At 34.7% G+C, this 25,458-nt stretch carries 19 protein-coding genes and 1 tRNA gene; 13 read left to right on the top strand and 7 right to left on the bottom strand.

Features of this window, described 5'->3' with window-relative positions:
- The 5 genes from M2326_RS14145 to M2326_RS14125 all read left to right on the top strand — a co-directional run bounded on the left by M2326_RS14145 (window position 1) and on the right by M2326_RS14125 (window position 7,156).
- Window positions 1-1,215 carry an efflux RND transporter periplasmic adaptor subunit gene (locus M2326_RS14145; RefSeq protein ID WP_264620197.1) on the top strand — a complete coding sequence of 405 codons (1,215 nt, stop codon included), beginning with the start codon at window positions 1-3 and terminating at the stop codon, window positions 1,213-1,215.
- Window positions 1,216-1,270: 55 nt separating this feature from the next.
- Complete coding sequence (locus tag M2326_RS14140) at window positions 1,271-1,831, top strand: AraC family transcriptional regulator (protein WP_264620196.1); 561 nt, start codon at window positions 1,271-1,273, stop codon at window positions 1,829-1,831.
- Between the two features lie 84 nt (window positions 1,832-1,915).
- Window positions 1,916-4,402, top strand: a complete 2,487-nt coding sequence (locus M2326_RS14135; protein ID WP_264620195.1) for a heavy metal translocating P-type ATPase — start codon at window positions 1,916-1,918, stop codon at window positions 4,400-4,402.
- Between the two features lie 17 nt (window positions 4,403-4,419).
- Entirely contained in the window at window positions 4,420-4,896 is a 477-nt protein-coding gene (locus M2326_RS14130) for a DUF305 domain-containing protein (protein WP_264620194.1), read from the top strand.
- Window positions 4,886-7,156: a multicopper oxidase family protein gene (locus M2326_RS14125; protein WP_264620193.1), complete on the top strand. Its 2,271-nt coding sequence runs from the start codon at window positions 4,886-4,888 to the stop codon at window positions 7,154-7,156. Before M2326_RS14130 ends, M2326_RS14125 begins: the two co-directional genes overlap by 11 nt.
- 93 nt (window positions 7,157-7,249) lie before the next feature.
- Here the strand turns inward: M2326_RS14125 and M2326_RS14120 are convergent, their stop codons facing one another.
- Entirely contained in the window at window positions 7,250-7,471 is a 222-nt protein-coding gene (locus M2326_RS14120) for a hypothetical protein (RefSeq protein WP_264620192.1), read from the bottom strand.
- Between the two features lie 496 nt (window positions 7,472-7,967).
- Between M2326_RS14120 and M2326_RS14115 the strand changes: the two genes are divergently transcribed.
- A tRNA-Glu gene (locus M2326_RS14115) sits at window positions 7,968-8,039 on the top strand.
- A 98-nt stretch (window positions 8,040-8,137) separates the two neighbouring features.
- The gene (locus M2326_RS14110; RefSeq protein ID WP_264620191.1) at window positions 8,138-8,953 is read left to right on the top strand and encodes an MOSC domain-containing protein; all 816 of its coding nucleotides are present in this window, start codon (window positions 8,138-8,140) and stop codon (window positions 8,951-8,953) included.
- Between the two features lie 12 nt (window positions 8,954-8,965).
- On the opposite strand, the gene M2326_RS14105 is transcribed toward M2326_RS14110, so the two are convergent.
- The 5 genes from M2326_RS14105 to M2326_RS14085 all read right to left on the bottom strand — a co-directional run bounded on the left by M2326_RS14105 (window position 8,966) and on the right by M2326_RS14085 (window position 15,705).
- Complete coding sequence (locus M2326_RS14105) at window positions 8,966-9,811, bottom strand: mechanosensitive ion channel family protein (RefSeq protein WP_264620190.1); 846 nt, start codon at window positions 9,809-9,811, stop codon at window positions 8,966-8,968.
- A gap of 13 nt (window positions 9,812-9,824) precedes the next feature.
- Window positions 9,825-10,979 carry an MFS transporter gene (locus M2326_RS14100; protein WP_264620189.1) on the bottom strand — a complete coding sequence of 385 codons (1,155 nt, stop codon included), beginning with the start codon at window positions 10,977-10,979 and terminating at the stop codon, window positions 9,825-9,827.
- Between the two features lie 10 nt (window positions 10,980-10,989).
- On the bottom strand, window positions 10,990-12,522 hold the full coding sequence (locus M2326_RS14095; RefSeq protein ID WP_264620188.1) for a GMC oxidoreductase: 1,533 nt from the start codon (window positions 12,520-12,522) through the stop codon (window positions 10,990-10,992).
- Window positions 12,523-12,914: 392 nt separating this feature from the next.
- Window positions 12,915-13,307 (bottom strand): response regulator, encoded by a 393-nt coding sequence (locus tag M2326_RS14090; protein WP_264620187.1) that lies wholly within the window; start codon window positions 13,305-13,307, stop codon window positions 12,915-12,917.
- Window positions 13,294-15,705, bottom strand: coding sequence for a GAF domain-containing sensor histidine kinase (locus tag M2326_RS14085; RefSeq protein ID WP_264620186.1), 2,412 nt, complete (start codon window positions 15,703-15,705; stop codon window positions 13,294-13,296). Before M2326_RS14085 ends, M2326_RS14090 begins: the two co-directional genes overlap by 14 nt.
- Window positions 15,706-16,034: 329 nt before the next feature.
- Between M2326_RS14085 and M2326_RS14080 the strand changes: the two genes are divergently transcribed.
- The 4 genes from M2326_RS14080 (at window position 16,035) to serB (ending at window position 21,306) form a co-directional block, all read left to right on the top strand.
- Complete coding sequence (locus tag M2326_RS14080) at window positions 16,035-17,360, top strand: trigger factor (RefSeq protein ID WP_264620185.1); 1,326 nt, start codon at window positions 16,035-16,037, stop codon at window positions 17,358-17,360.
- A 425-nt stretch (window positions 17,361-17,785) separates the two neighbouring features.
- Window positions 17,786-18,460, top strand: a complete 675-nt coding sequence (clpP, locus tag M2326_RS14075; protein WP_264620184.1) for an ATP-dependent Clp endopeptidase proteolytic subunit ClpP — start codon at window positions 17,786-17,788, stop codon at window positions 18,458-18,460.
- 164 nt (window positions 18,461-18,624) lie between these two features.
- Complete coding sequence (gene clpX, locus M2326_RS14070) at window positions 18,625-19,857, top strand: ATP-dependent Clp protease ATP-binding subunit ClpX (protein ID WP_264620183.1); 1,233 nt, start codon at window positions 18,625-18,627, stop codon at window positions 19,855-19,857.
- A gap of 210 nt (window positions 19,858-20,067) precedes the next feature.
- Window positions 20,068-21,306 (top strand): phosphoserine phosphatase SerB, encoded by a 1,239-nt coding sequence (gene serB / locus M2326_RS14065; RefSeq protein WP_264620182.1) that lies wholly within the window; start codon window positions 20,068-20,070, stop codon window positions 21,304-21,306.
- Window positions 21,307-21,713: 407 nt separating this feature from the next.
- Here the strand turns inward: serB and M2326_RS14060 are convergent, their stop codons facing one another.
- The gene (locus M2326_RS14060; protein ID WP_264620181.1) at window positions 21,714-23,240 is read right to left on the bottom strand and encodes a GH3 auxin-responsive promoter family protein; all 1,527 of its coding nucleotides are present in this window, start codon (window positions 23,238-23,240) and stop codon (window positions 21,714-21,716) included.
- Between the two features lie 88 nt (window positions 23,241-23,328).
- Between M2326_RS14060 and M2326_RS14055 the strand changes: the two genes are divergently transcribed.
- Together M2326_RS14055 and M2326_RS14050 are read left to right on the top strand one after the other, a co-directional pair.
- Entirely contained in the window at window positions 23,329-24,123 is a 795-nt protein-coding gene (locus tag M2326_RS14055) for a DUF2797 domain-containing protein (RefSeq protein WP_264620180.1), read from the top strand.
- A gap of 321 nt (window positions 24,124-24,444) precedes the next feature.
- Window positions 24,445-25,161 (top strand): restriction endonuclease, encoded by a 717-nt coding sequence (locus M2326_RS14050; RefSeq protein ID WP_264620212.1) that lies wholly within the window; start codon window positions 24,445-24,447, stop codon window positions 25,159-25,161.
- Window positions 25,162-25,458 lie beyond the last annotated feature (297 nt).

The raw sequence follows: 25,458 nt of genomic DNA, 5'->3' as shown, positions 1-25,458 counted from the left end.
ATGAAAAAGCTACATAAAATTTGTTTTTTAATAATGGTTTTTATATTTGTTTTGGGATGTAATTCTAAAAATAAAGAAAAACACGAAACTCATGAATTCAAAGAAAGTATCTATTATACTTGTTCGATGGATCCTCAAATTAAAGAAGATAAGCCAGGGAAATGCCCTATTTGCCACATGGATTTAACGCCTGCAAAAAAAGACAATGGGGCTTATAATTCGATTTCGTTAAGTGACCAACAAATTAAATTGGGGAATATCAGCACAGCTTTAATTGGAACGTCACAACAAAGTCAACAAGGAAATTATACTGGAGTTTTGACGGTTAATCCAGAAGCAATAAAAAGTATTTCGGCAAGAGCAGTGGGGCGAATCGAAAAATTATATTTTAAAACCGAAGGTGATTTTATTCAAAAAGGACAAGCAGTTTATCAATTGTATAGTGAGCCGATTGCAATAGCGAAACAAGATTATGTTTCCGCTTATAGTCAACTTGCAATGCCGGGAGATTTTGGAAAAAATGCTAAAACGATGGTAGCAGCAGCCAAGCAAAAGCTTTTGTTTTACGGATTATCAAACGCGCAAATTGAGGCAGTTAAAAAAAGCAAAGAAGTCTCACCGTATACTACTTTTTATAGCAGCTACAGCGGAACAATATCCGAAATCACGGCTACTGAAGGAAGTTATGTCATGGAAGGTGCTCCAATCATTAAAGTCGCAAACCTTAACACACTTTGGTTGGAAACCCAAGTAAATGTCAACTATGCCAAAAGTTTGCGATTGGGTCAAACGGCAACGATTTCATTTGTAGATTTCCCTTCCAAGTCGGTACAAGCTACAATTTCTTTTATCAATCCAGAGATTAATCCAGATACACGATTGCTATTGATTCAGTTAGAAGTAGCCAATCCAGGCTTGCTGTTAAAACCCGGAATGCAGGCAAATGTTCAAGTAACACAATCCAATCAAAAAGGGATTTTTGTTCCTATTGATGCTGTTGTTCGAGATGAAAAAGTTACTTTTATATGGGTCGAAAAAAGTCATGGTGTTTTTGAAAACTTAAAGGTAACTACGGGATTGGAGTCTAATGGCATGATCGAAATTACATCAGCAATAGATACCAATAAAAAGATTGTTATTACCGGTGTTTATGCTGTTAATAGCGAATACGAATTCCGAAAAGGAAAAGATCCTATGGCGGGAATGAAAATGTAGGTTGGTATTTACAGTGATTTTCGATTTCAATATTTTCTTAAATAATAAAGTTTAAATGAAATTATACATAAAAAATATGGTTTGCGGTCGTTGTGAGGCGGCGGTAAAGACCGTGTTAGAAAAAATGTCGCTTCCAGTTGTTTCGGTAAATTTAGGCGAAGTAATTCTTTCGCGGGAATTAACCAGCGAAGAAAAACAGTCGTTAGCATTGGCTCTTAAGGAGCTTGGTTTTGAATTGTTAGAAGATAAAACTAGTAAAACTATTGAGAAAATTAAAAACCTCATCATTGATTTAGTGCACTATCAAAATGAAAAATTAAAAGTTAATTTCTCTGAGTTTTTAGCAAATGAGTTACACCAAGATTACAGTGCATTGAGTAAGCTTTTTTCAGAAGTGGAAGGCGTTACTATCGAACATTATTTTATAGCTCAAAAAATCGAAAAAGCCAAAGAGTTGTTGGTCTATGACGAACTGAGTTTAAGCCAAATTGCATTGCAGTTAAACTACAGCAATGTGGCTCATTTGAGTAATCAATTTAAGAAAGTCACGGGAATGACTCCAACTTATTTTAAAAAGATAAAAGAAAAAAATCGCAAACAAATTGACGCTTTATAAATGATACAAATCTCTTCCCGAATTGTGTAATGACTAAACAGAATTTCATTCGGATATTTGTAGTATAATTTTTAATAGAGAAACATGGTACATACATATACAATTACGGGAATGTCTTGCGACGGTTGTCGTAAGAAAGTAGAAAAAACGCTGAATACCATTGAAGGAGTAAAAGCTGAAGTTAGTTTGTCTCCTGGTCAAGCAGTAATTACAATGAAAAAACCAATTCAATTAGCACAGTTTCAGGAAGTATTGAAAGGAGCGGGGAACTATACCATTTCAGTCTACAATCCAAATGATGTTAAATTACAAGTCGTTGAGGTAAAAGAAAATGTGCCTAATGTTGCCGAAGGAAAATATTATTGTCCAATGTTTTGTGAAGGCGATATGGTCCACGATAATCCAGGTGATTGCTCAGTTTGTGGAATGGATCTGGTACAACAGCCGATTGTAAATCGAAAGGTCGAATATACTTGCCCAATGCATCCAGAGATCATTCAAGATCATCCCGGTGATTGTCCTATTTGCGGAATGGATTTAGTGCCAATGGAGCCAAAAGAAAGCGATGACAATAAAACCTACAATGAGTTATGGCGTAAAATGAAAATAGCACTATTTTTTACCTTGCCTATTTTTATCATTGCCATGTCAGATATGATTCCGAATAATCCTTTGATGAAAGTCATGAGCATGGAAAGTTGGAATTGGGTTCAATTTGTCTTATCGCTTCCCGTAGTTTTTTATGCCTGTAGTATGTTTTTTGTACGTGCCTATAAATCGGTTTTAACGTGGAATCTAAACATGTTTACGCTGATTGGAATTGGATCTGGTGTTGCCTTTTTGTTTAGTGTTTTTGGTTTGTTTTTTCCAAATCTTTTTCCGGCCGAATTTAAAACCGAAGCAGGGACAGTGCATTTGTATTTTGAAGCAACTACCGTGATTCTGACTTTAGTTTTACTTGGACAATTGTTAGAAGCTAGAGCGCACAGTAAAACTAGTGGGGCAATAAAAGAATTGTTGAAATTAGCCCCTACGCAAGCCACATTGGTGGTGGATGGAGTAGATAAAGTGATTTCTATTCATGATATTAAAAAAGGCGATTTGTTACGTGTGAAGCCCGGAGATAAAATTCCGGTAGATGGAAAAATTACACAAGGAGAAAGCACTATTGATGAATCTATGATTTCGGGAGAGCCTATTCCAGTTGATAAAGTGGTTGATGATGAGGTAATCTCAGGAACAATAAACGGAACAAAATCGTTTGTAATGGTGGCAGAAAAAGTAGGTTCAGAAACCTTGCTAGCTCAAATTGTACAAATGGTTACTGATGCAAGTCGTTCTAGAGCGCCTATCCAAAAACTAGCGGATAGCATCGCGAAGTACTTTGTGCCTATCGTTGTTAGTGTTGCTATTGTTACCTTTTTTGTTTGGGCAATTTATGGTCCAGAACCGGCATTAGTGTACGGTTTTATCAATGCCATTGCGGTGTTGATTATTGCTTGTCCTTGTGCTTTGGGATTAGCGACTCCCATGTCTGTTATGGTAGGAGTTGGTAAAGGAGCGCAGTCAGGTGTTTTGATAAAAAATGCCGAAGCCTTAGAGGTAATGAACAAAGTAAATGTATTGATTACAGATAAAACAGGAACAATTACAGAGGGGAAACCTTCAGTAGAAAAAGTGGTGGCTGTACATAATAATGAGCAGGATTTGCTTCAATTGATTGCTTCGGTAAATCAATATAGCGAGCATCCTTTGGCGCAAGCCGTAGTCAATTTTGCGAAAGCGAAAAATAGCAGCTTAACCGAAGTTAACGATTTTAATTCCATAACAGGAAAAGGAGTGGTAGGAACTGTAGCGGGTAAAAAAGTGGCATTAGGTAATAAAAAACTAATGGATCAAGTGAATGCTCAAGTTGACGTTAAACTTGAAAACCAAATCATAGCGGAGCAAAAACTAGGGAAAACAGTTTCTTACATTGCTGTAGATGGCTTAGCGGTAGGTTATGTAACGATTAAAGATGCTATAAAAGCTACAAGTGCCAATGCGATCAAAGAGTTGATGGCGCAAGGAATTGAGGTCATTATGCTTACTGGTGATAATGAAAACACCGCTAAGGCTGTGGCCGATGAACTGCATTTGACTTCGTTTATAGCAGGTTGTTTGCCTCAGGATAAACTTAATGAAATTAAACGTTTGCAAACCGAAGGCAAAATTATAGCAATGGCAGGGGACGGAATTAATGATTCACCCGCTTTGGCTCAAGCCAATGTAGGAATCGCAATGGGAACGGGGACAGATGCGGCAATTGAAAGTGCCAAAATAACCTTGGTGAAAGGAGATTTACAAGGAATTGTAAAAGCTAAAAAACTAAGTCATGCCGTGATGAAAAATATCAATCAAAATTTATTTTTCGCCTTCTTTTATAACGTAATCGGAATCCCAATTGCGGCAGGAGTATTGTATCCTTTCTTTGGATTATTGCTTTCACCAATGATTGCTGCCTTGGCAATGAGTTTTAGTTCTGTTTCGGTAATTGCAAATGCGCTTAGATTACGAAATTTAAAAATTTAATCTTAAATCATAGTACTATGGGAAATAATAATATGAATAATAAAAATTACAGCAGATTCTTTGTAATGTTAGGCCTATCATTCGTAGCAATGTATATCACAATGTACTTGAATACTTATTCGATAGACCATGTATATTTTAGTCTTACTAGGTTCTACATGAGCTGTCTCGGGATATCTGCAATGGCAGTGATCATGTTGATGATGATGATGGGAATGTATAAAAACAAGAAGAAAAATACAGCGATATTTCTGGGGAGTGTACTTCTTTTTAGTTCGGCTTTATTTCTTGTTCGAACTCAAAAACCAATTATCGGTGATGTTTTGTGGTTAAAAGGGATGATACCACATCATTCTATTGCCATATTGACTAGTGAAAGAGCAGATATCAAAGATCCACAAGTTAAGAAGCTAGCGAATAATATTATAAAAGCTCAGAAGAAGGAAATAGAAGAAATGAAATTGATGATAAAAAGGTTAGAAAATGAAAAATAATACTTTAATGCTATTGGTTTTACTAGTATTTGTTTCAACTAAAATTACTGCTCAAAAGGTAGTTCGGTATGATTTGTATGTTAGGGATACAGTAGTCAATTTTACAGGGAAACCAAAAAAAGCGATCGCAGTAAATGGTCAAATTCCAATGCCAACCTTAACTTTTACCGAAGGGGATATTGCCGAAATCCATGTGTATAATGAATTGAAGGAAGGTACTTCATTACATTGGCATGGCTTGTTTGTTCCCAATAAAGAAGATGGTGTCCCTTATTTGACACAAATGCCTATAAAACCTGGAACAGAGCACGTGTATCGTTTTCCAATAATTCAATCGGGTACGCACTGGTACCACAGTCATAGCGGTTTGCAAGAACAAATAGGAATGTATGGTTCTTTGATTTTAAAGAAAAAATCAGACGACCCAACCTTTAGAAAAGGTATTGATGATCTTCCACAAGTTCCAATTATCTTAAGCGAATGGACGGATTATAAACCTAAAAATGTACATAGGATGCTGCACAACGCTTCCGATTGGTTTGCAATAAAAAAAGGTACTACTCAAAGTTATGCCGAAGCGATAAAAGCGGGTCATTTTAAAACAAAAGTAATCAACGAGTGGAAACGAATGCTAGCAATGGATGTTAGCGATGTGTATTATGACAAGTTTTTGATTAATGGAAAGCAGCAAAGTCAATTGTCTGAATTTAATGCAGGGGATAAGGTGCGTTTGCGAGTTTCAAATGGTGGGGCTTCATCATATTTTTGGATGAATTATGCAGGAGGAAAAATTACAGTAGTGGCCAATGATGGTAATGATGTGGAGCCAGTCGAAGTAGATAGATTAATTATTGGAGCTTCTGAAACCTATGATATAGTTGTATCAATTCCAGAAGACAATACAGCATATGAATTTTTGGCAACACCAGAAGATAGAACCAAGTCGGCCTCTGTATTCATCGGTCAAGGTGTGAAGAAATCAGCAACCCCATTACCAAAACTAAATTATTTTGCAGGGATGAAAATGATGAATGGGATGATGAACATGGACGGATCTATGGACGATATGGGAATGGATATGAGCATGCAAAAAATGAATATGAATGCTGTTATGTATCCAGAACTATCCGTAAGTCCAATGAATATGAATCAAGCTAATATGAAATCTAGCAACATGAAGATGGATGATAGGAATGACTTGAAAATGGACCATTCAAAAATGGACATGAAATCTAAGGAAACCAAAATTGTTACTCTAGATTACAGTATGCTACAATCTCCAAAAGTAACTACTCTACCACAAGAGGCACCAGTATGCGAACTTCATTTTAACTTGACAGGTAACATGAACCGTTATGTTTGGAGTATGGATAATAAAGTACTTTCCGAAAGTGATAAAATTTTAATCAAGAAAGGCGAAATTGTTCGCATTACATTATATAACAATTCGATGATGCGCCATCCAATGCATTTACACGGTCATGATTTTAGAGTGTTGAATGGAAAAGGAGATTATTCGCCATTAAAAAACGTTTTAGATATTATGCCAATGGAAACCGATGTCATAGAGTTTGAAGCAAATGCTGATGGTGATTGGTTTTTTCATTGTCATATTTTATATCACATGATGTCGGGAATGAATAGGGTATTTAGTTATGAAAATTCGGCTCCAAATCCCTTGTTACCGAACAAAGAAAAGGCGTATAAAAAGTTGCAAGCTGAAAGTAATGAACTTCATCTTATGGCACAAAATGATTTTGCTACCAATGGTAATGATGGTCAAGCGATGTTACAAAATACACGTTGGAGTTTTGGAACAGAATGGCGTTTAGGCTATTCTGATTCGAATGGTTATGAGTCAGAAACACATATAGGTAGGTATATTGGTAAAAATCAATGGTTTATGCCTTTTATAGGATTTGATGCTCGATATAGAAAATTGGGGCATGATGAAGTTGAGAATAACTTTTTTAATCAAAAAAGTACAAAAGACAAACGTATTCAGGCTAGTTTAGGTTTTAACTATACTTTACCTATGCTTGTTATTTTTCAAACGGAGGTATTTCACGACGGAAATATAAGATTGCAATTGATGCGTGAGGATATTCCATTAACCAAGAGATTGCGTATGGCATTTATGGTCAATACCGATAAAGAATATATGGGCGGACTCAAATATATAGTTGGCAAAAATTTGGGTATTACGACACATTATGATAGTGATATGGGATTTGGGTTTGGAGTTAATTTGAATTATTAAGCTGTTTTATTTCATTTTTATAATTTCAAAAGCATTGGGATCCCGCAGTTTGAAAGTGTAAACAAAAGGAGTACTTTAGTTTTACCTCTAAGACTAAAGTGCTCTTATTATTTTATTCAGATGACTACTAACAAATTCAATAATATCTCTAGATTGACTTTCTGGACCTTCGAATATTAATTCAAGTTTACAAAATTGAATTGTTTTGGTTTTCCAGTTTTTAAAATTAATTGGTTTGCAGTTGTGATTCCAAAATTCATTGGAACTCTTATCTCTTTTGGATAGCATTATGTTAATATAGATAATTACGTTCATAATTATACCTTAATTCGTTTCCTTCTTTTAGATTTTTTCAAACTTTGAACTTTTCGCTTAAAACCATAAAATTATGTCAAGCAGATTAATGGAAGTAAAAATTAAATGAACTGTTATCTAATAGTAGTTTTCAAAAGTATAGAACAAAGTGGATGTTGCGTCTTCGTGAAAAAAAATGTTTATAATGATTTCATAAATTATTGTTTTTAGAAGGTGAAAATGAAGAGGAAACGTCAAGATATTGCTGTAGCAATAGCCCCCTTACTTTGATTGAATAGGAGTTTTATTGAGAATGAATTTATAAAAGTAGTTTAAATCTTTAAAAATTTATAGTTTTAATAAAAAATTATAAATTTAAAATATTTCATAAGTATTCGTTATGAGGTAATTAGGTGGTTAGTGTGACGAAAAGTGTGATTTTTGTTGAGTTTTTTTAATAATTGGTATTGTAAATTTAAAAAGTAATGCTACTTTTGCAGCTGCAACAAGATTATAAGGCCCGTTCGTCTATCGGTTAGGACGCATGGTTTTCATCCATGTAAGAGCGGTTCGATTCCGCTACGGGCTACAATCAAAAAGCTAAAAAGCTTCGAAATTTTTTTCGAAGCTTTTTTTTTGCTGTCATCACTGCTAACTTTTTTGTAGTTTTGATAAAAATTAAGTTTTATGCTTCAACTCTCAGAATTGTGGATTTATCCCATTAAATCATTGGCAGGGGTATCCTTGAAACAATCGAAAGTAACTGCTCGCGGATTGGAGTTTGATAGACGTTGGATGTTGATCGATGATGAAGGTGTTTTTATTACCCAACGAAATTATCCCGAAATGGCTTTGTTTCAGCTCAATTTGGATGATGGTTTTTTAACCATAACTCATCCAAACAATTTTGATTCGAAAGTAAAAATTTCACTTTCGCTAAAGAAAGAGGGTACAAAGATACAAACAATAGTCTGGGATGATACCGTAGAAGCACTGGAAGAGGAAGCTTCTATTTCGACTTGGTTTTCTGTTATTTTGGGATTTTCTGTACGTTTGGTTTTTATGCCTGATGAAAGTTTTCGGAAAATCGATTCAAAATATGCGACTACTCCAAATGATATTACCTCTTTTTCTGATGGTTTTCCATTTTTGATTATTGGACAATCGTCACTTGATGATTTAAATTTGAGGTTAAAAGAGGCTGTTTCAATAAAAAGATTTCGACCTAATTTGGTTTTTACTGGCGGACAATCGTATGAAGAAGAGCGTTGGAAAGGATTTGAAATAGGGAAATTGTTATTTCAAGGTGTTAAGCCATGCAGTCGTTGTGTTATGACTACTATCAATCCAGAAAAAGGTGTTGTTTCGGGTAAAGAACCACTATTAACATTGTCTAAGTATAAAATGGTGGGCAATAATGTAATTTTTGGTCAAAATGCAATTGCTATGCATACGGGATCAATAGCTATAAATGATATGATCTCTATAAAGGAAGAGGTTTGAATTCACTAATTTTTATTCTGTAGTTTTGATAATTACATTTTGATAATTATATGGTATTTCAATGTTTTCTTCTTCAAACCTATATTTTATACTTTTAAGTAAATCACAGTACATTATAAAACCGTTCTGACTGCTATCTGAGTAAGCCCAAGCTTTTAGTGTTACCGATGAATCACCTAATGCAACCACTCTCGAAATTACTTTTGGAACCTTATTTGCGATTTCACTTACTGTCCTGTTGTCAATATGTAAGGGATGTTTTTCTATTTCTTCTTCTAATATTTTAAGTGCCTTATTGATATCAGAACTGTAACCAATTCCAATTTCAATCATTTTGCAAATTTTAGTTTCTGTTAAATTGGCATTGATCACTACTTGATTGCTAATTAAAGAATTTGGGACAATGACACGATTGTTTTCAGGATCTCTTATTACAACTTGTCTAAGATTAATTTCTTCTACAGTTCCAGTATAGGTACCGCCAAATGTAATTCTGTCATTTATTTTAAAGGGTTTAAATAACACAATCAAAAAACCGCTCATCACATTGCTTAATGCTTGTTGAGAAGCCAAACCTGCCACCAAAGATAAAATTCCCGCACCTGCCAAAAGAGAATGACCGATAATTTTCATTTCGGGTATTTGTTCCAGCGCAAACGAAAACCCAACTACATAAATAATGGTTGAAATTATTTTTTTTACGAAGATATAACTGGTTGGATCAATGTGTTTACAGAATATTTCTTTATGGATGAAATTTTCGGCTATATACTTAAAAATCAATGCTAAGGTAATCGTAATAATGACTATTACTCCAATAGTTATAAGTAAAGTGAAGTCAAAATATAGTGTTTTCATTATTATTCTAGGTTTAAAATTTTGAATATTTTCGGATAATTAAAATTAATACAAACAGTGAAAAAGCAATACCAGCAATAAATCGCATTAAAATCGACATCGAATAATCTATACTAAGATAACCTAAAAAGTTAGTACTTATTCCAGTTCCAAATTGAAGTGCAGCAACCATCAATGCTGAGACTACTAAGGCATTATTCGAAAATTCTTTGGTTGCCCAACTGACGGTATCGGGGAAAATGGAAGACATTAATAATCCTGCTAGAGTCATTGCCGATAGCATAAATAAAACATTATTGCTAGAAGGAAGTATAAATAGGAGTATTGCCAACAAAATTGGCGATACAATATAAATCCATTTTGTATTAAATCGAACAGATAATAAACTAAACAATATTCTTCCGAATGCCAGTCCAGTCCAAAATAAAGCCAAACCAAAAGAAGCATTTTGTATTGAAAGTCCTTGGTTTTTTAAAAAAACAGCACCATAACTTCCCATTGTTCCTTCACAGATTCCGTAAAGGGTAATTAAAGCAACAAATCCCCATAATTTTAATGGAATTTTTAGGGTTTGCACTGCTGATTTATCAGATTGTTCAAATGATAACGAAATTATAAAAATAAGTAATCCAAAAAGGAGAGTAGAAATATAGAGCGGTAGATACCACCAAGCAAGAGAACTACGTAGAATTCCGATTAACAAAGGAGCACCTGCTGTACCCAAACCCAATGAAAAATGCAGTCCCGTTACTGATGCCAGTTCATTTTTGGGAAACAACTTAAAAGCCATTGGATTTAATACGGTGATAACCAATCCAAATCCCAATCCAAGAAAACTTGTGCCAGAAAAAATAAGCCAAAGGGCATTACTTTTATTTTCAATGTAAAAGTGACTTAGATATAAAAGTATCATGGCTACCGCAAGTGACAAGACTCCAGAGAGTAACACTTTTTTCACTCCAATTTTGGACACTATAAAGGGTGCGCTAAGAGCAGACACTATTGCAAATAATGTCTGCGGAATGAAGATTCGTCCAAAAGCGTCACTACTAAATCCAAATTGTGTCGAATCGGTAAAAACGGGACCCAACGCAGGATATAAAATTAAAGCAAAACCGGTTAATAAACCTCCAATATAAACTACAATAGATTGTTGCCATTTTTGCATGGGGTCTGTTTTACAAATTTTTCTTGATGTAATCGCCAACACGTAGCGCCATTGCTATTATTGTTAAGGCAGGATTTACAGCAGAACTCGAAACAAAAAAACTACCGTCAACAACAAATAAATTGTTTATATCATGCGATCTACAATAAATATCTAAAGCGGAAGTTTTGGGATCAGTGCCAAAACGAACTGTTCCGTTTTGATGTGCTACAGCTGCTATAGGCATATCTTTTGCAAAATAAATGTTTTTGGGTATAAAATGCGAAAATTGCCCGGAATTTTGCAAAGCAAATTTTAATTTAGTCATTAATCGGTGGTGTCCTTCTAAATTGTTTGGGGTATACGTAATTTTAATTTTTCCGTTTTCGTATGTAATTCGATTATTTGGATCAGGAAGATCTTCAGATGCTAGCCAAAAGTCTACAGCGTGTTTTGCCATTAGTTCAAATGTAAAACCTGGAGCAGGTACAGGACTATCCGCGCTTATTTGAATCTTATCTGATTTTCCCAACATTTGAATATGTCCCAATGGGAAGTCGAAATCATCACTTTTATGGTAATAATCATTGATTCCTAAAGTTTTTCCAAAACGAGTAGGATTTGGTTCTATGGATAAGGCAATCATGGCAGAATTATTATGAAACATATAATTTCTACCCACAACGCCCGATGAATTTGCTAGTCCATTTGGGTATTGCTCATTTGCACTTTTTAACAATAAAACCGAAGAATTAATAGCTCCACAAGAAAGAATTACTAAATCGGAATTCAATGTTATCGTTTTTCCATTGTATTCCAATTCAATTTTTGAAATTTTGTTTCCAGCTTCATTAGTATATAATTTTTGAACATGGGCATTTATCCATAATTCTACATTTTCGTAACTTAAAGCTTGTCGTAGCGCATTTACATGAGCGTCTGCTTTATGCTCTGTTGGATCAGGAAAACCATCAAAACGATCTAATATAAAAGGAGCTTCAGCTTTATTCTCCTTATTGAAATTCACTCCAATTGGTAAAGGAAAAGGATGGAGGCCAAAGGATTTTAAATCATTAAAAATTTCCTGAATTCGAGGTTCATGTGGTAATGGAGGTAGTGGGTAGGGGTTTTCCTCAGACGGATCAGTAGGGTCAGTTCCGCGTTCCCCGTGTACATCGTAAAGTGTTTCTGCTTCTAAGTAGAAATCCTTAAGGTCTGCATAACTTATGGGCCATTTTGGAGAAATTCCACCGTGATGAATCACTTCTTCAAAATCACTTTCACGCATTCTGAATAAAGCGGCACCATATAGTTTGGTATTTCCACCTACATTATAATGTTGTCCCGGTTGAAATTCATTATCATCTTTATCAAGCCACCTTTCGTTAGTGGTATATCTATTTTTTATAAAAACGGCTTCACTATCCCAATTTTCTTTCTCAATCGGAATATAACCTCCTCTTTCTAATATTAAAATTTTTTTTCCCGAGTCAGCTAATTTATGCGCCAAAGTACTTCCGCCAGCTCCCGTTCCAACAATAATGATGTCATAATGATTTTCCATTTTTCAAACTTTTAAAGACCTTTTTTAGTGTTTAAATTCGAGCTTAACATCATTAATCTTAGAATTATAATGGATTAATTGAGATGTTATTTTTCGAGTTTAATGAAACACTTTTGAAGTTTTATTTACTAGTAAAAATAATGGTTTAGTATTACAAAAACAGATACTTCATTGTTAATCTAAATATAAATGTTTGTAGTCTGAATATAATGAGATTACTGATTGAAAAAGACAGATATTGCTATTTGAAAGAACTAATTTCAATAGTCTATGTTAGATTTTATCTTGAAATGAAATTGGTAAAAGGAAGTAGACTATTTCGGATTTACAATCAGTAAAATTACAAATGCTAATCGAGTACTAATTTTTTACATCAATCATAAATCAGTTTGTTAAATTTTAGATAACATCGTTTTTATTTCGCCAAAGGTGATTGGTTTGACAAGATATTTGCCGTTAATATTGAATTTATCTGCCTGAATTTTGTCATCAAGATTAACGGAACTTGTTAGAATAAAAATATGTATCTTAGATTGAATCGGTATTTTTAAAAATTCTTCAAGAAACTGCCATCCATCCCAAATCGGCATGTTGAGGTCCAATAGTATGATTTCGGGTAATTTTTCCGATGCCCTGAAGATAGCTTGCAATTTATCAAAAGCTTCTTTTCCATTTTTGTAGACTATAATGTTTTCCACCAAACCAGAAAGTTCTACGTATTTCTTGGTAATAAATAAGTGGGTCGGGTCATCGTCGATGATGCAAACTTGATCAATCTTCTTCATATTCAAAATATATTTTAAAAGTGGTACCTACATTTGTTTCGCTTTCGACTTCAATCTTACCATTCATAGCTTCAATTTGATTTTTGCTAATAAATAAACCAATACCTTGAGAGTCAGAATGATTATGAAAAGTCTTGTACATGCCAAATAATTTAGGCCCGTGTTTCTCCAAATTAATTCCAAGTCCGTTATCAATGAATTTTAAAATGACATAATTTTTATTTTTTTCTGATTTGATTTCCAAAAAGCTATCTCTTTCAGGGGAACAATATTTTATGGCATTGGTAATAAAATTCATCACGATACTGTCCAAATAAGCGGGTATTGCAGAGACATTTATATTCTCTTCAATGGTATTGATAATGGTTATATTGGCGTTCTTTGCTTGTAACATCAAGCTATTAATATTATTATCAATAACAAGTTTTAAGGGGATTGACTTTAGCTTTGTTTTGTCTGATAAATTGATTTGGACAACTTCTGTTAAATGTTTAATCGTTTCAGAAAGATTTTCGGATGATTTTTTTAAATATTCAAAAATTTCCGTTCTGGCAAAACTAGGTGATTCAGACTCCATTAGTTCTATCAATGATGATATTCCTCCCGAGTGAGAGCGTAGATTGTGGGAGACAATATAGGCAAAATTTTTGAGTCGATCATTTTGCGATTGTGCAATTTCGAGTAATTCGGCAGTTTCTCGCGCTGCATTTTTGGTTTCAGTAATATCGGCAGCTACGCCCAGGTAGCCTGTAATGTTGCCTTCATGTATAATTGAAGTTACAGATAGGAGAACTGTTAAGGTAGTTTTATCTTTCTTTATATAGGTCCATTCATTTGTTTCATGGAGGTCAATCTTTATTTTTTTTGAAAAAGGATCTTTTTCGTCCAAAGTGCTATCGCTTTCATTTGTTTTTTCAGAATAAAAGTCTTTGAGCTCTTCTTCCTTATGAAATGCTTTCGGTTCGTACTTGCCAATTACTTCGTTAGCGGTATAGCCCAACATTTGTTCTGCACCTTTGTTGAATAAATTAATTTTACCATCAAGATCTGTCCCTATGATGGCTACTTGAGTATTAGCATCTAGTATTGCTTGTGAGTTAGATATAGTTTTTGCTAATTGTATTTCGAAATTTTTGGCAATGGTGATATCAACAATTTGAGCTACAAAGTATTGAATTTTATGATCTTTATTTTTTACTGTTGAAACAGCCGAAATTGCATGAATTAATCGGCCATCTTTATGTATATATCGTTTTTCTAAGGTATAATTATCGCGTTTTTCTTGTATTAATTCCTTCAGTAAATAGAGATCAGATGCAGAATCATCTGGGTGTGTAATCTGTTCCAACGATAGTAGCATTAACTCCTCTGCCGAGTATCCAAGAATATCACATAGTTTTTTATTTACCTTCAGCCATCCACGATTTTCGTCAAGCAATGCCATTCCGATTGCCCCATGTTCAAAATTTCCCCTAAAAGCTTCTTCACTGATTCGTAATTTGTCCTCTATAGTTTTTTGTTCAGTAATGTCTTGAAAAATACCAATCAATTTTTTCTTTCCATTTTTTTCTTTCCATATCTTACCTGATGCTCTTACCCATTTTGGGGTGTTTTTGGCTGTGATAAAACGGCAAATAACGTCATAAGGTTCTTCTGTTTCAATTGTATTTGCAAGGGCTTCGATAATGATATGTTGGTCCTCAGGATGGTAAAATTCTAAAGCATTGGTCTTATTGTGGTGAAAATCTAGTGGAACTTCGTGAATTGCATATACTTCATCTGTCCAAGTAGTTTTGTTTGTATCCAAATCTAGTTCCCAAGTTCCAACATGGTTGATTTTTTGACTTTCTTTGAATAATTCTGTAATTTTTTTTAAACTACTATTTTGTTTTTTTAACGTAAATGTTTTTCTATGCAACTCAAATAATTTCATCACTTGGTTAGAGAGTAATCGTAGTGAATTTATTTGATTTTCATTTAGTGTATGAGGCTTGTCATTAATAACGCACAAGGTACCCAAAGGAAATCCCTTCTTGGTAACTAATGGCACTCCAGCATAAAAAACCACTTGCGAATCGCCTGTTGCCAAGGGGTTATCAAAAAAGCGATCGTCTTTGTTGGAATTTTCAATCATAAATAATTCTTTTGGATTATTTATGGCATGAGCACAAAAAGAGATGTCTTTGGATGTTTCTTTTGAATCGATTCCATGGTGAGATAAAAACCATTGTTTATCCTCAGTAATTAAACTGATTAAGGATATTTTGGTACCGCATATTTCAGCTGCCATTTTAGTCAAAAAATCATAGTCTGAATTTTCCAACTCTCCTATTATTTTATAGGACTCTAGCTCTTTTAATCTTTCAGTTTCGTTTGTAGGGGTGGTAGGTTGTTTCATGGTGGGGTAATAGCATTCTATAGATAACTGTTTGTAATAAACAATAAAACAGCATAAAAGTAAGGTTATTATAGAATGAAACAAATTAATTATTAAATATTAATATGAATTTGGGTAGTCTATAAGTGAAATTGTATATATGTGATGTTATTTTTAGTAGGGTTGATATACTGATGATACAGGAGAGTGTCTGCTAATATATAGGGATAGCTCAGTGCTAGATTAAGGAAGTTAAACCCATTGGAACTCAATAAATAAAAAAGCTTGTTTGGGTTATAAAAATTTTATAATTTTGCCACCCAATTTTATTATGTAAATTAAAGACGAAGATGGATATTAAAAGAGTAGCAATAGATAATGTAAGCGAAACAATAGTAATGAATGTGGTACACATGGATTACAAAGGTCAAGTGCTTAAGAGAATCAACGAAAAAATGCCTTTGGCGCAAGTTAAAGGTTTTAGAAAAGGGGCTGTACCTAAAGAACTAGTTGAAAAACAATACGGAAGAGAAATCAAACAAGAAGAAATTAAAAAACTGGTTGACTTAGCGCTTGAGCGTTTTATTCAGTCAGAAAGATTAAATCTTTTAGGGACTCCACTTCCAGTTGTAAACGATGCAATTGATTGGTCTGCAGAAGAATTGACTTTTGAATTCGAAATTGGTTTAGTGCCAAACTTCGTTTTAGACTTAGAAGCTGAAAATCAAATCGTAAAATATGTAGTTTCTGCAGACGATAAATTGATTGATGGTCAAGTGGAACGTATCCAAAAACAATTTGGAACTGCAATTCCTCAAGAAACAGTTACAGAAGGTGTTGATTTGAAAGGTGTCTTTACAAATGAAGCTGAAGGAATCGGAAATACTACCACTATCGCATTGTCTGCTTTCAAAGACAAAGCAACTGCTGATAAATTTATCGGTAAAAAAGTTGGTGACGTAGTTACTGTAAATACTAGTGGATTATTTGAAGATGCTCATCAATTGATGGACTACCTAAAAGTAGCACATGATAACGTACATGATTTGGCGGTTGATGTTGACTTCACAATCGAAGAAATCACTACATCTGAGCCAGCAGAATTGAACCAAGAATTGTTTGATAAATTGTTTGGTGAAGGGACTGTAGCTTCTCTTGACGAGTTAAAAGCTAAGATCAAAGAGGACGCTGAATCTCAATTTGCTCAACAAGCAGACCAAAAATTATTAGGTGATGTTACTGAGTTTTTAATCGAAAGTACAAAATTCGATTTGCCAGCAACTTTCCTTAAAAAATGGTTACAAACTGTTGGAGAGAAAAAATTATCTCCAGAAGAAGCAGAAGTTGAATACGAGCGTTCTGAAAAAGGATTGCGTTTTCAATTGATCGAAGGTAGAGCAATGTCTCAAACAGATATCAAAGTTTCTTTTGAAGATTTGAAAACTTTTACAACCAAAAATATCCGTCAACAAATGGCGCAATTTGGTCAAACAAACCCAACTGACGAAGAAGTTCAAGGAATCGTTGCAAGAGTTTTGTCTAACCAAGATGAAGTAAAAAGACTTTCTGAGCAAGTAGTTGCAGAGAAGTTATTGGAGGTTTTCAAAGAAAAAGCAAAACCAACAATCAAAGAAGTAACTTACGACGAATTTATTGCTGCGTCTTACGGAGAATAATTTGAAGTTATAGGTAAGAAAAATCAAGGTTGGAAGGTGAAGGTTACATGTCAATTTATTTTAGAAAATTGATAAAAGTTCCAAAACATCATAACTTTATGATTTTATTACTAAAACTAAATAATAAAAAATAAGTATATTTGAGCGTCATAAGAAGTTTTTCTTTGGCGCTCTTTTATTTTTATGGAGCTTTTCCAGCTGTTTGTTACAAGTTTTTTCATTACTTCCCTTTTTTGTACGGCAAAAAAAGAGCTTCCCCCGGTCGCTTTTTTTTACCTACAAAAAATCGTCAGTCATTTCAAAAAGCTTTTCACTTCCATCTGGGCTAAAAAATATACGACATATTGACATTATCTGTAAATCGGAACGACCTTTGCAGTGAAAATAATAATTAAGATATAAAGTTAAACCTGAAATAATAAAATATGAATTACGGTAAAGAATTTAAAAAATTTGCTACAAAGCACCAAGGAGTCAACGCCATGTATTATGATAAAATAATAGCAGCAATGAATCCTACCAATATGACTCCTTATATTATTGAAGAACGTCAATTGAATATTTCTCAATTGGATGTTTTTTCTAGATTAATGATGGATAGAATTATATTTCTTGGAACAGGTATTGACGATCAAATAGCAAATATTGTACAAGCACAATTGTTGTTTTTAGAAAGTGCAGATGCTTCAAAGGATATTCAAATTTACTTGAACTCTCCAGGAGGAAGCGTATATGCAGGATTAGGAATTTATGACACGATGCAATACATCAAACCAGACGTAGCTACAATCTGTACAGGTATGGCGGCTTCTATGGGAGCAGTACTGTTATGTGCAGGAGCAGAAGGAAAACGTTCGGCTTTACCACATTCAAGAGTAATGATTCACCAACCATCTGGAGGAGCGCAAGGTGTGGCTACAGATATGGAAATCAACTTACGTGAAATGTTGAAACTGAAAGATGAATTATACAAAATCATTTCTCAACATTCTGGACAATCATTCGAAAAAGTACACAATGATAGTGAGCGTGATTACTGGATGATTGCTGACGAAGCAAAAGAATACGGAATGATCGACGAAGTATTGAGAAGAGGATAGTTTTTTAAGTTGCAGAGTAACAAAGTAGCTAAGATTCTAAGTTAGCTGCTTTGTTATTTTGTAAATTATTAAATAAATAAGAAAGTATTAAGTTGTTGTTTTTTAAGGAGCTAAGAAAAACTTAGTGACTTTGCAACTTAGAAGCTTTGAAACTTAAAAAAAGAATGGCAAAAGAAAAATTAGAATGTTCATTTTGTGGACGAAAGAAGCCTGAGACCAATTTACTAATTGCTGGTATCGATGCACACATTTGTGATAAATGTATCGAGCAAGCACACGGAATTGTACTTGAGGAAATTAAATCTGGAAAAGGAACGAATGCAGTAGGGGATTTGATTTTGCAAAAGCCAAAAGAAATTAGAGCTTTTCTGGATCAATATGTTATCGGACAGGATCAAACCAAAAAAGTAATGTCCGTTGCAGTATATAATCACTACAAGCGTTTGATGCAACAGCAACAAGACGATGAGGTAGAGATTGAAAAAAGTAACATCATTATGGTGGGACAAACTGGAACAGGAAAAACATTGGTGGCTAAAACTATCGCAAAAATGTTAGATGTTCCGTTGGCAATCGTAGATGCTACCGTATTGACAGAAGCAGGTTATGTTGGGGAAGATGTGGAAAGTATTTTGACACGTTTACTTCAGGCAGCAGATTATGATGTTGCCAAAGCAGAACGCGGAATCGTTTTTATTGACGAAATAGATAAAATTGCTCGTAAGAGTGATAACCCGTCTATTACCCGTGACGTTTCTGGTGAAGGAGTGCAACAAGCCTTATTGAAATTGCTTGAAGGAACCGTAGTTAACGTACCGCCAAAAGGAGGACGTAAACATCCAGACCAAAAGTTTGTTGAGGTAAATACACAAGATATTTTGTTTATCGCTGGTGGTGCTTTTGACGGAATCGAAAGAATTATTTCGAAACGTTTGAACCGTCAAGCAGTGGGGTACTCAACTTCAAAAAATGTTGATAATATTGATAAAGATAATTTATTGCAATACATCATTCCAAAAGATATTAAAGATTTTGGATTGATTCCAGAGATCATTGGTCGTTTGCCAGTGTTAACACATATGGATCCGTTGGATAGAGCCACTTTGCGCTCTATATTAACTGAGCCCAAAAATGCGTTAATCAAACAATACCAAAAATTGTTCTTGATGGATGAGGTTGAATTCACAATTACAGACGAAGCACTAGATTTTATTGTTGACAAAGCATTAGAATACAAATTGGGAGCTCGTGGACTACGTTCATTATGCGAAGCCATCTTGACCGATGCCATGTACGAATTGCCAAGCTCTGAGGATAAAACATTAGAGATTAACAAAGAATACGCAAAAGAAACGTTGAATAAAAATTTATTGAAACGTTTGGAAATTGCTTCATAATTGAGTGTAAGCTCAAATCATATTTAAATAAAGCTCAAAAACAGTCGTTTTTGGGCTTTATTTGTTTAAATGTTGAGTTTTAATTAATTGGGTTAGTTCTTTAATAGGTTAATGACTTAAACTTTCTATTCAAAAAAATCCTGCAATATCCTTTTATATAAACATAAGATTACCGATTTTTGTTCCATTCGAAATCAATAGATACACAAAATGGCAATAGAAGATAAAGAGATTATTTTATTAAAAGTTTCTGGTCAAGACAAACCAGGAGTAACCGCTGGACTTACCGCAGTATTGGCGACTTACAATGCAATTATTTTGGACATTGGTCAAGCCGATATTCACGATACGTTGTCGTTGGGAATTTTATTCGAAATCGAAGCAGGTTCTTGCTCGGCTCCTGTTTTAAAAGATTTGTTGTTTAAAGGATATGAATTGGGAATTAAAGTGAAATTTATTCCAATTTCGATAGCAGACTATGAGAGTTGGGTGAAAACGCAATCAAAGCAACGTTACATCATCAATATTTTGGGAGAAACTTTGGCAGCAAAACAAATCGCTGCAGTAACCAAAATCATGTCAGACCAGCATTTGAATATTGATTCAATCAAAAGATTAACGGGTAGAACCTCTATTATTGATAAAGAGGATTATCCTCGTTCTTGCGTGCAGTTATCCGTTTCGGGAATTATTGTCGACAAAAAATTGATGACATCCAGTTTTATGGAAACTTCCAGAGCTTTGGATGTAGATATATCGTTTCAAGAAGATACTATTTATAGAAGAAACCGCCGTTTGGTGTGTTTTGATATGGATTCAACATTGATTCAAACAGAAGTGATTGATGAATTAGCAGATTTAAATGGAGTGGGTGAGCAAGTACGCGCTATCACAGAATCAGCCATGAATGGTGAAATCGATTTTACCGAAAGTTTCAAACAGCGCATGGCGTTGCTAGAAGGTTTGAGCGAAGAGGTATTACATAACGTAGCCATCAATTTGCCAATCACAAAAGGAGCACACCGTTTAATGAAGGCCTTGAAATATTACGGATACAAAACAGCCATCCTTTCTGGAGGATTTACTTATTTTGGAGAATATTTACAAAAAGAACTGGGAATTGATTATGTTCACGCCAATCAATTGGAAATAAAAGATGGTAAGTTAACGGGGAATTATTTGGGCGAAATAGTAGATGGTAAAAAGAAAGCGGAATACCTTCAAGCCATTGCTGACAAAGAAGGAATTAATATCAACCAAACTATTGCAGTAGGTGATGGAGCGAATGATTTACCAATGATTAATTTAGCTGGATTGGGAATTGCTTTTCATGCAAAACCAACGGTTAAAGAAAGTGCAGAGACTTCTATTTCTAGTTTAGGACTTGACGGAGTACTTTATTTATTAGGTTATCATGACAGACATATTGATATGATGGACGAAATCTAAAATCAAAATAAAATGTATACAAACGGTAGTGCTGTAATAGTGCTACCGTTTTTTTTGATGTAACAACTTTTGCATGATCTCTTTTTGACCTTGTAGGTCTTAATGGAAACCACCAATTACAAAAATGGTATTGTAGAGCAATCGTAATTATGAAAAAGAAAATTTCCTCCATAGCCCTGATCGCAACGGTATCCTCTTGTGGAACGATAGTGGAATAAGAGATATAGTGAAGAGCAGGACCAATCATTCCTGAAAGTGGGAGTACTGCTGCTCCTAACTATTCTGTAGGTCAACAAGAGGTGCTTTTTCGGTACTTACGGCTCTTGCGCCTCCTCTGCCTCCGCAAATGTGTTTGCTTGAACATGAATTGAATATAAGTAGCATCAAACTAAGGTAGATAATGATTCTCATGCCGTAACTTTTACCTGCATATTGATCAATTGTTCTAGATAATCTCGACTGTTGGACAAACGCGGAATTTTATGTTGTCCGCCCAGTTTGTCACGATCTTTGAGCCAGTCGTAGAATAAATTTTTGCGTGCCACATTGATGATAAGTGGATTCAAGGTCATATTATTGTGACGTTTGGCTTCATAATCAGAGTTGATGCCTTGCAAGCTTTCGTCTAATATGTTTCTAAATTGAGCAATGTCTTGCGGTGGTGTTTTAAATTCTATCATCCACTCGTGAGCGCCTTTTTCTCTGTCTTTCATGAAAATAGGAGCCACTGTATAATCGATTATTTCGCTATGAGTCGCTTTGCAGGCTTCGGCAAGGGCTTTGTCTGTGTTTTCGATCATGAGCTCTTCGCCAAAAACATTAATGTGGTGTTTGGTACGACCCGTCACTCGAATTCTAAAGGGGCTCAACGAAGTAAAACGTACCGTATCGCCTATCAAATAACGCCACAAACCGGAATTAGTGGTGATGACAATTGCATAATTTTTGTCCAATTCAACATCAGTCAACCGAATGGCTTTTTGATTTTCGGTACCAAAAACATCCATCGGAATAAATTCGTAGAAAATGCCATAATCCAGCATCAACAACAAATCATCAGAGTAATTGAGGTCCTGAATGGCAAAAAAACCTTCCGAGGCATTGTATATTTCGTAATATTTAAAATCTTTTTTCGGAAGAATTTTTTTGTATTGTTCACGGTAGGGCTCAAAACTTACTCCACCATGAAAATAAACTTCAAGATTAGGCCAGATTTCAAATAAATTACCTCTGCCAGTTTCTTCGAGCATTTTGTTCATCAAAACCAACATCCAAGAAGGAACACCGGCAAAACTAGTAACATTTTCATTTTTAGTTTCATTGATAATAGCCGCTATCTTGGTTTCCCAATGGCTCATTAGCGAAATTTTACTGTTAGGCGTACTACTGAATTCTGCCCAAATAGGCATGTTTTCAATCAATATTGCAGATAAATCACCAAAGTAACTATTATTGTTTTCATAAATTTGAGAGCTCCCTCCCAAACGCAGGCTTTTGCCAAGAAACATTTCCGAATTCTCATTATTATTCAAGTACATGCATAATAAATCCTTACTCCCGTTATAGTGACAACCACCTAGCGCCTCATTGCTCACGGGGATAAATTTGCTCTTGGCATTGGTAGTTCCGCTTGATTTTGCAAACCATTTGATGTGCGTGTTCCAGAATAAATTTTGTTCCCCGTTGCGCGTGCGCTCAATCATGGGCTGAATCTCCTCGTAACAACTGATGGGAACACGGTTGCAAAAAGTAGAGTAGGACAAAATAGAATCAAATCCATGCTGCCTACCCAGTTCAGTATATTTGGCCGACTGAATTAAATTCATAAGTAGCTCTTCTTGAACCTCGTTGGGGTATTTTAAGAAAAGTTCAATCTGATGGATGCGTTGTTTTAGAACCCACGAAGCAAATGAATTAATGATAGTTAGCGGCATTTTTAAAAATTGGGATTATGAATTATGCGTTACGAATGATAACTTTACCAAAAATAGAAAAAATAGTCCAATATTAAACCATAATCGAATGCAATACGAAGGTGTATTATCAAAAATGCAAACCGAATACGGAAACCCGATACAATACTATTTGGTTTTTGAAGATAGTTTTCTCAATATGAACCAGATTCTCAATCAAGAAATCGAAATTCAGTTTATAGGATACCAATGTTTGAACTGCAACAAAAAGAAAAAAATATTTCGACAAGGCTTCTGCTACGACTGCTTTTATTCCAGTGCAGCCGTGGGCGATTGGATTATGAGACCCGAACTTAGCACCGCACATTTGGGAATAGCCGATAGAGATTTGGACTACGAACAAAAAGTACAGCTCCAACCGCATATCGTTTATTTGGCATTGTCAAGCGAGGTAAAAGTAGGAGTGACCCGTAAAACGCAAGTACCCACCCGATGGATTGACCAAGGCGCCAACGAAGCCATCTCTATCATCGAAGTTCCCAACCGCTATCTAGCCGGAATCACCGAGGTTGCCCTCAAAAATCATTTTGCCGACAAAACCAATTGGCGCAAAATGTTAACCAACGACGTTCCGCCAGCCGACTTGATTGCCGAGCGAATGAAACTAGAATCGGTAATCCCCGCCGAAGCTAGAGAATACTTCGTCCTAGACAAAAACGATTTGTACCGCATGGATTACCCTGTCTTGCAGTATCCTACCAAAGTCAAAAGTTTAAGTCTAGACAAAACACCCACTTTCCAAGGAAAACTAACTGGAATCAAAGGACAATACCTCATTTTTGAAGACAATACCGTTTTTAATGTCCGAGGTTCTGAGGGATATGTGGTGCAGTTGAAAGTGTAAGTTTTATTTGGGCGTGCCACCAGTAGTCAAAGGGGCTTACCGTAGTTTGCGCTCATAAAGCCCCTTCGACTACTGCTGTCCTGCTATCCGCGCTACTTCGGTAGCTAGCTCCTATCAGTCACGCGGGATTGTGGTAATTATTGGGTATTTTATTTAAACATAGTTTTGTGGTTTAAGTAAAAACGCATAAACTTGTAGATGACTAGTTTGCAGCTATATTATAAAATAAAGATGAATGAAACTCCAGAATGGTATAATTTTCAAGAAGATATTTGTAGCTAGTTTAGGTCTTTAGGCGCAACTGCTGAAACTAACGTCAGTATTCGTGGTGTAAGAACAACTCATGATATTGATGTATTGGTAAGAACGAAGTTTCTTGGCCATGATATATTGTGGATCGTAGAAGTGAAAAAGTGGAAAAGTAAAGTAAATAAATTACAAGTTTTAGGATTGAGGACGATAGTTGAAGATATTGGAGCAGACAGAGGTTTTATAATAAGTGAAAATGGCTTTCAATCTGGAGCTATTGAATCTGCTGAAAAAACAAACATTCAATTAACGACATATGAAGATTTTAAAAAAGTTACTAAAGAATCAATTCAAAGTGGAGTTATTCAAGTATATAAAGACCGGTTGAATTTATTAGAAACGAGATACTGGTCGCATTCAAAAAAAATTAGAAAAAAGTATGGATTGCGAGGTGAAATATGTGACTATACAGTTACTTTTTCGGGACATTCCTTAATGCATATAGCACATATGGCAATATCTTCGGCAATGAACAACGATTATACAATAAGTCTAGATACACATTCAGCAGAAAAAAGAGGAAATTTAGCAGCAAATAATTTTCCAGAATTAACGAACTGGTTAAATCTTAATCTGAATTTTCTAGATGAGAAAATATTAAAAGCTGAAATTGAAATGATGAAGAATGGAGATTTTAATCCCATATTTCACTCTACTGAGGATAATGAATTTTTTACTAATATAATTGTAAGTCAAATTTCAGAGATAGTAAAAAAATTAGAGAAATAAAAATAAGTGTAAAACGCATCTGGCTCGAATATGTCATCTCGACAACGATAGCGCGGATTTGCATTCTGTACCCGCAACAGTAAGTCGCAGGCAAAAATCAAGATGCACCCAAGCTATTCATTACATTCTGTCTAGTCCTAAATAAACGATACAGATTATTGGGATAAAAATAATTAATTAAACACTTGCAAGAACGTTTTTGCAAGTGTTTTTTGTTTTATATGTTCTCATTTTAATTTGATTCTGTACGTGCATTTGATTTGGTGTCAGCATATAATTAGAATAATGTGGTCGTAA

Source organism: Flavobacterium psychraerolatum, from assembly GCF_025960985.1.
Taxonomy (GTDB): Bacteria; Bacteroidota; Bacteroidia; order Flavobacteriales; family Flavobacteriaceae; genus Flavobacterium.
Note: the sequence above shows the minus strand (reverse complement) of the source record. Positions and strands in the feature narration are given on the sequence as shown.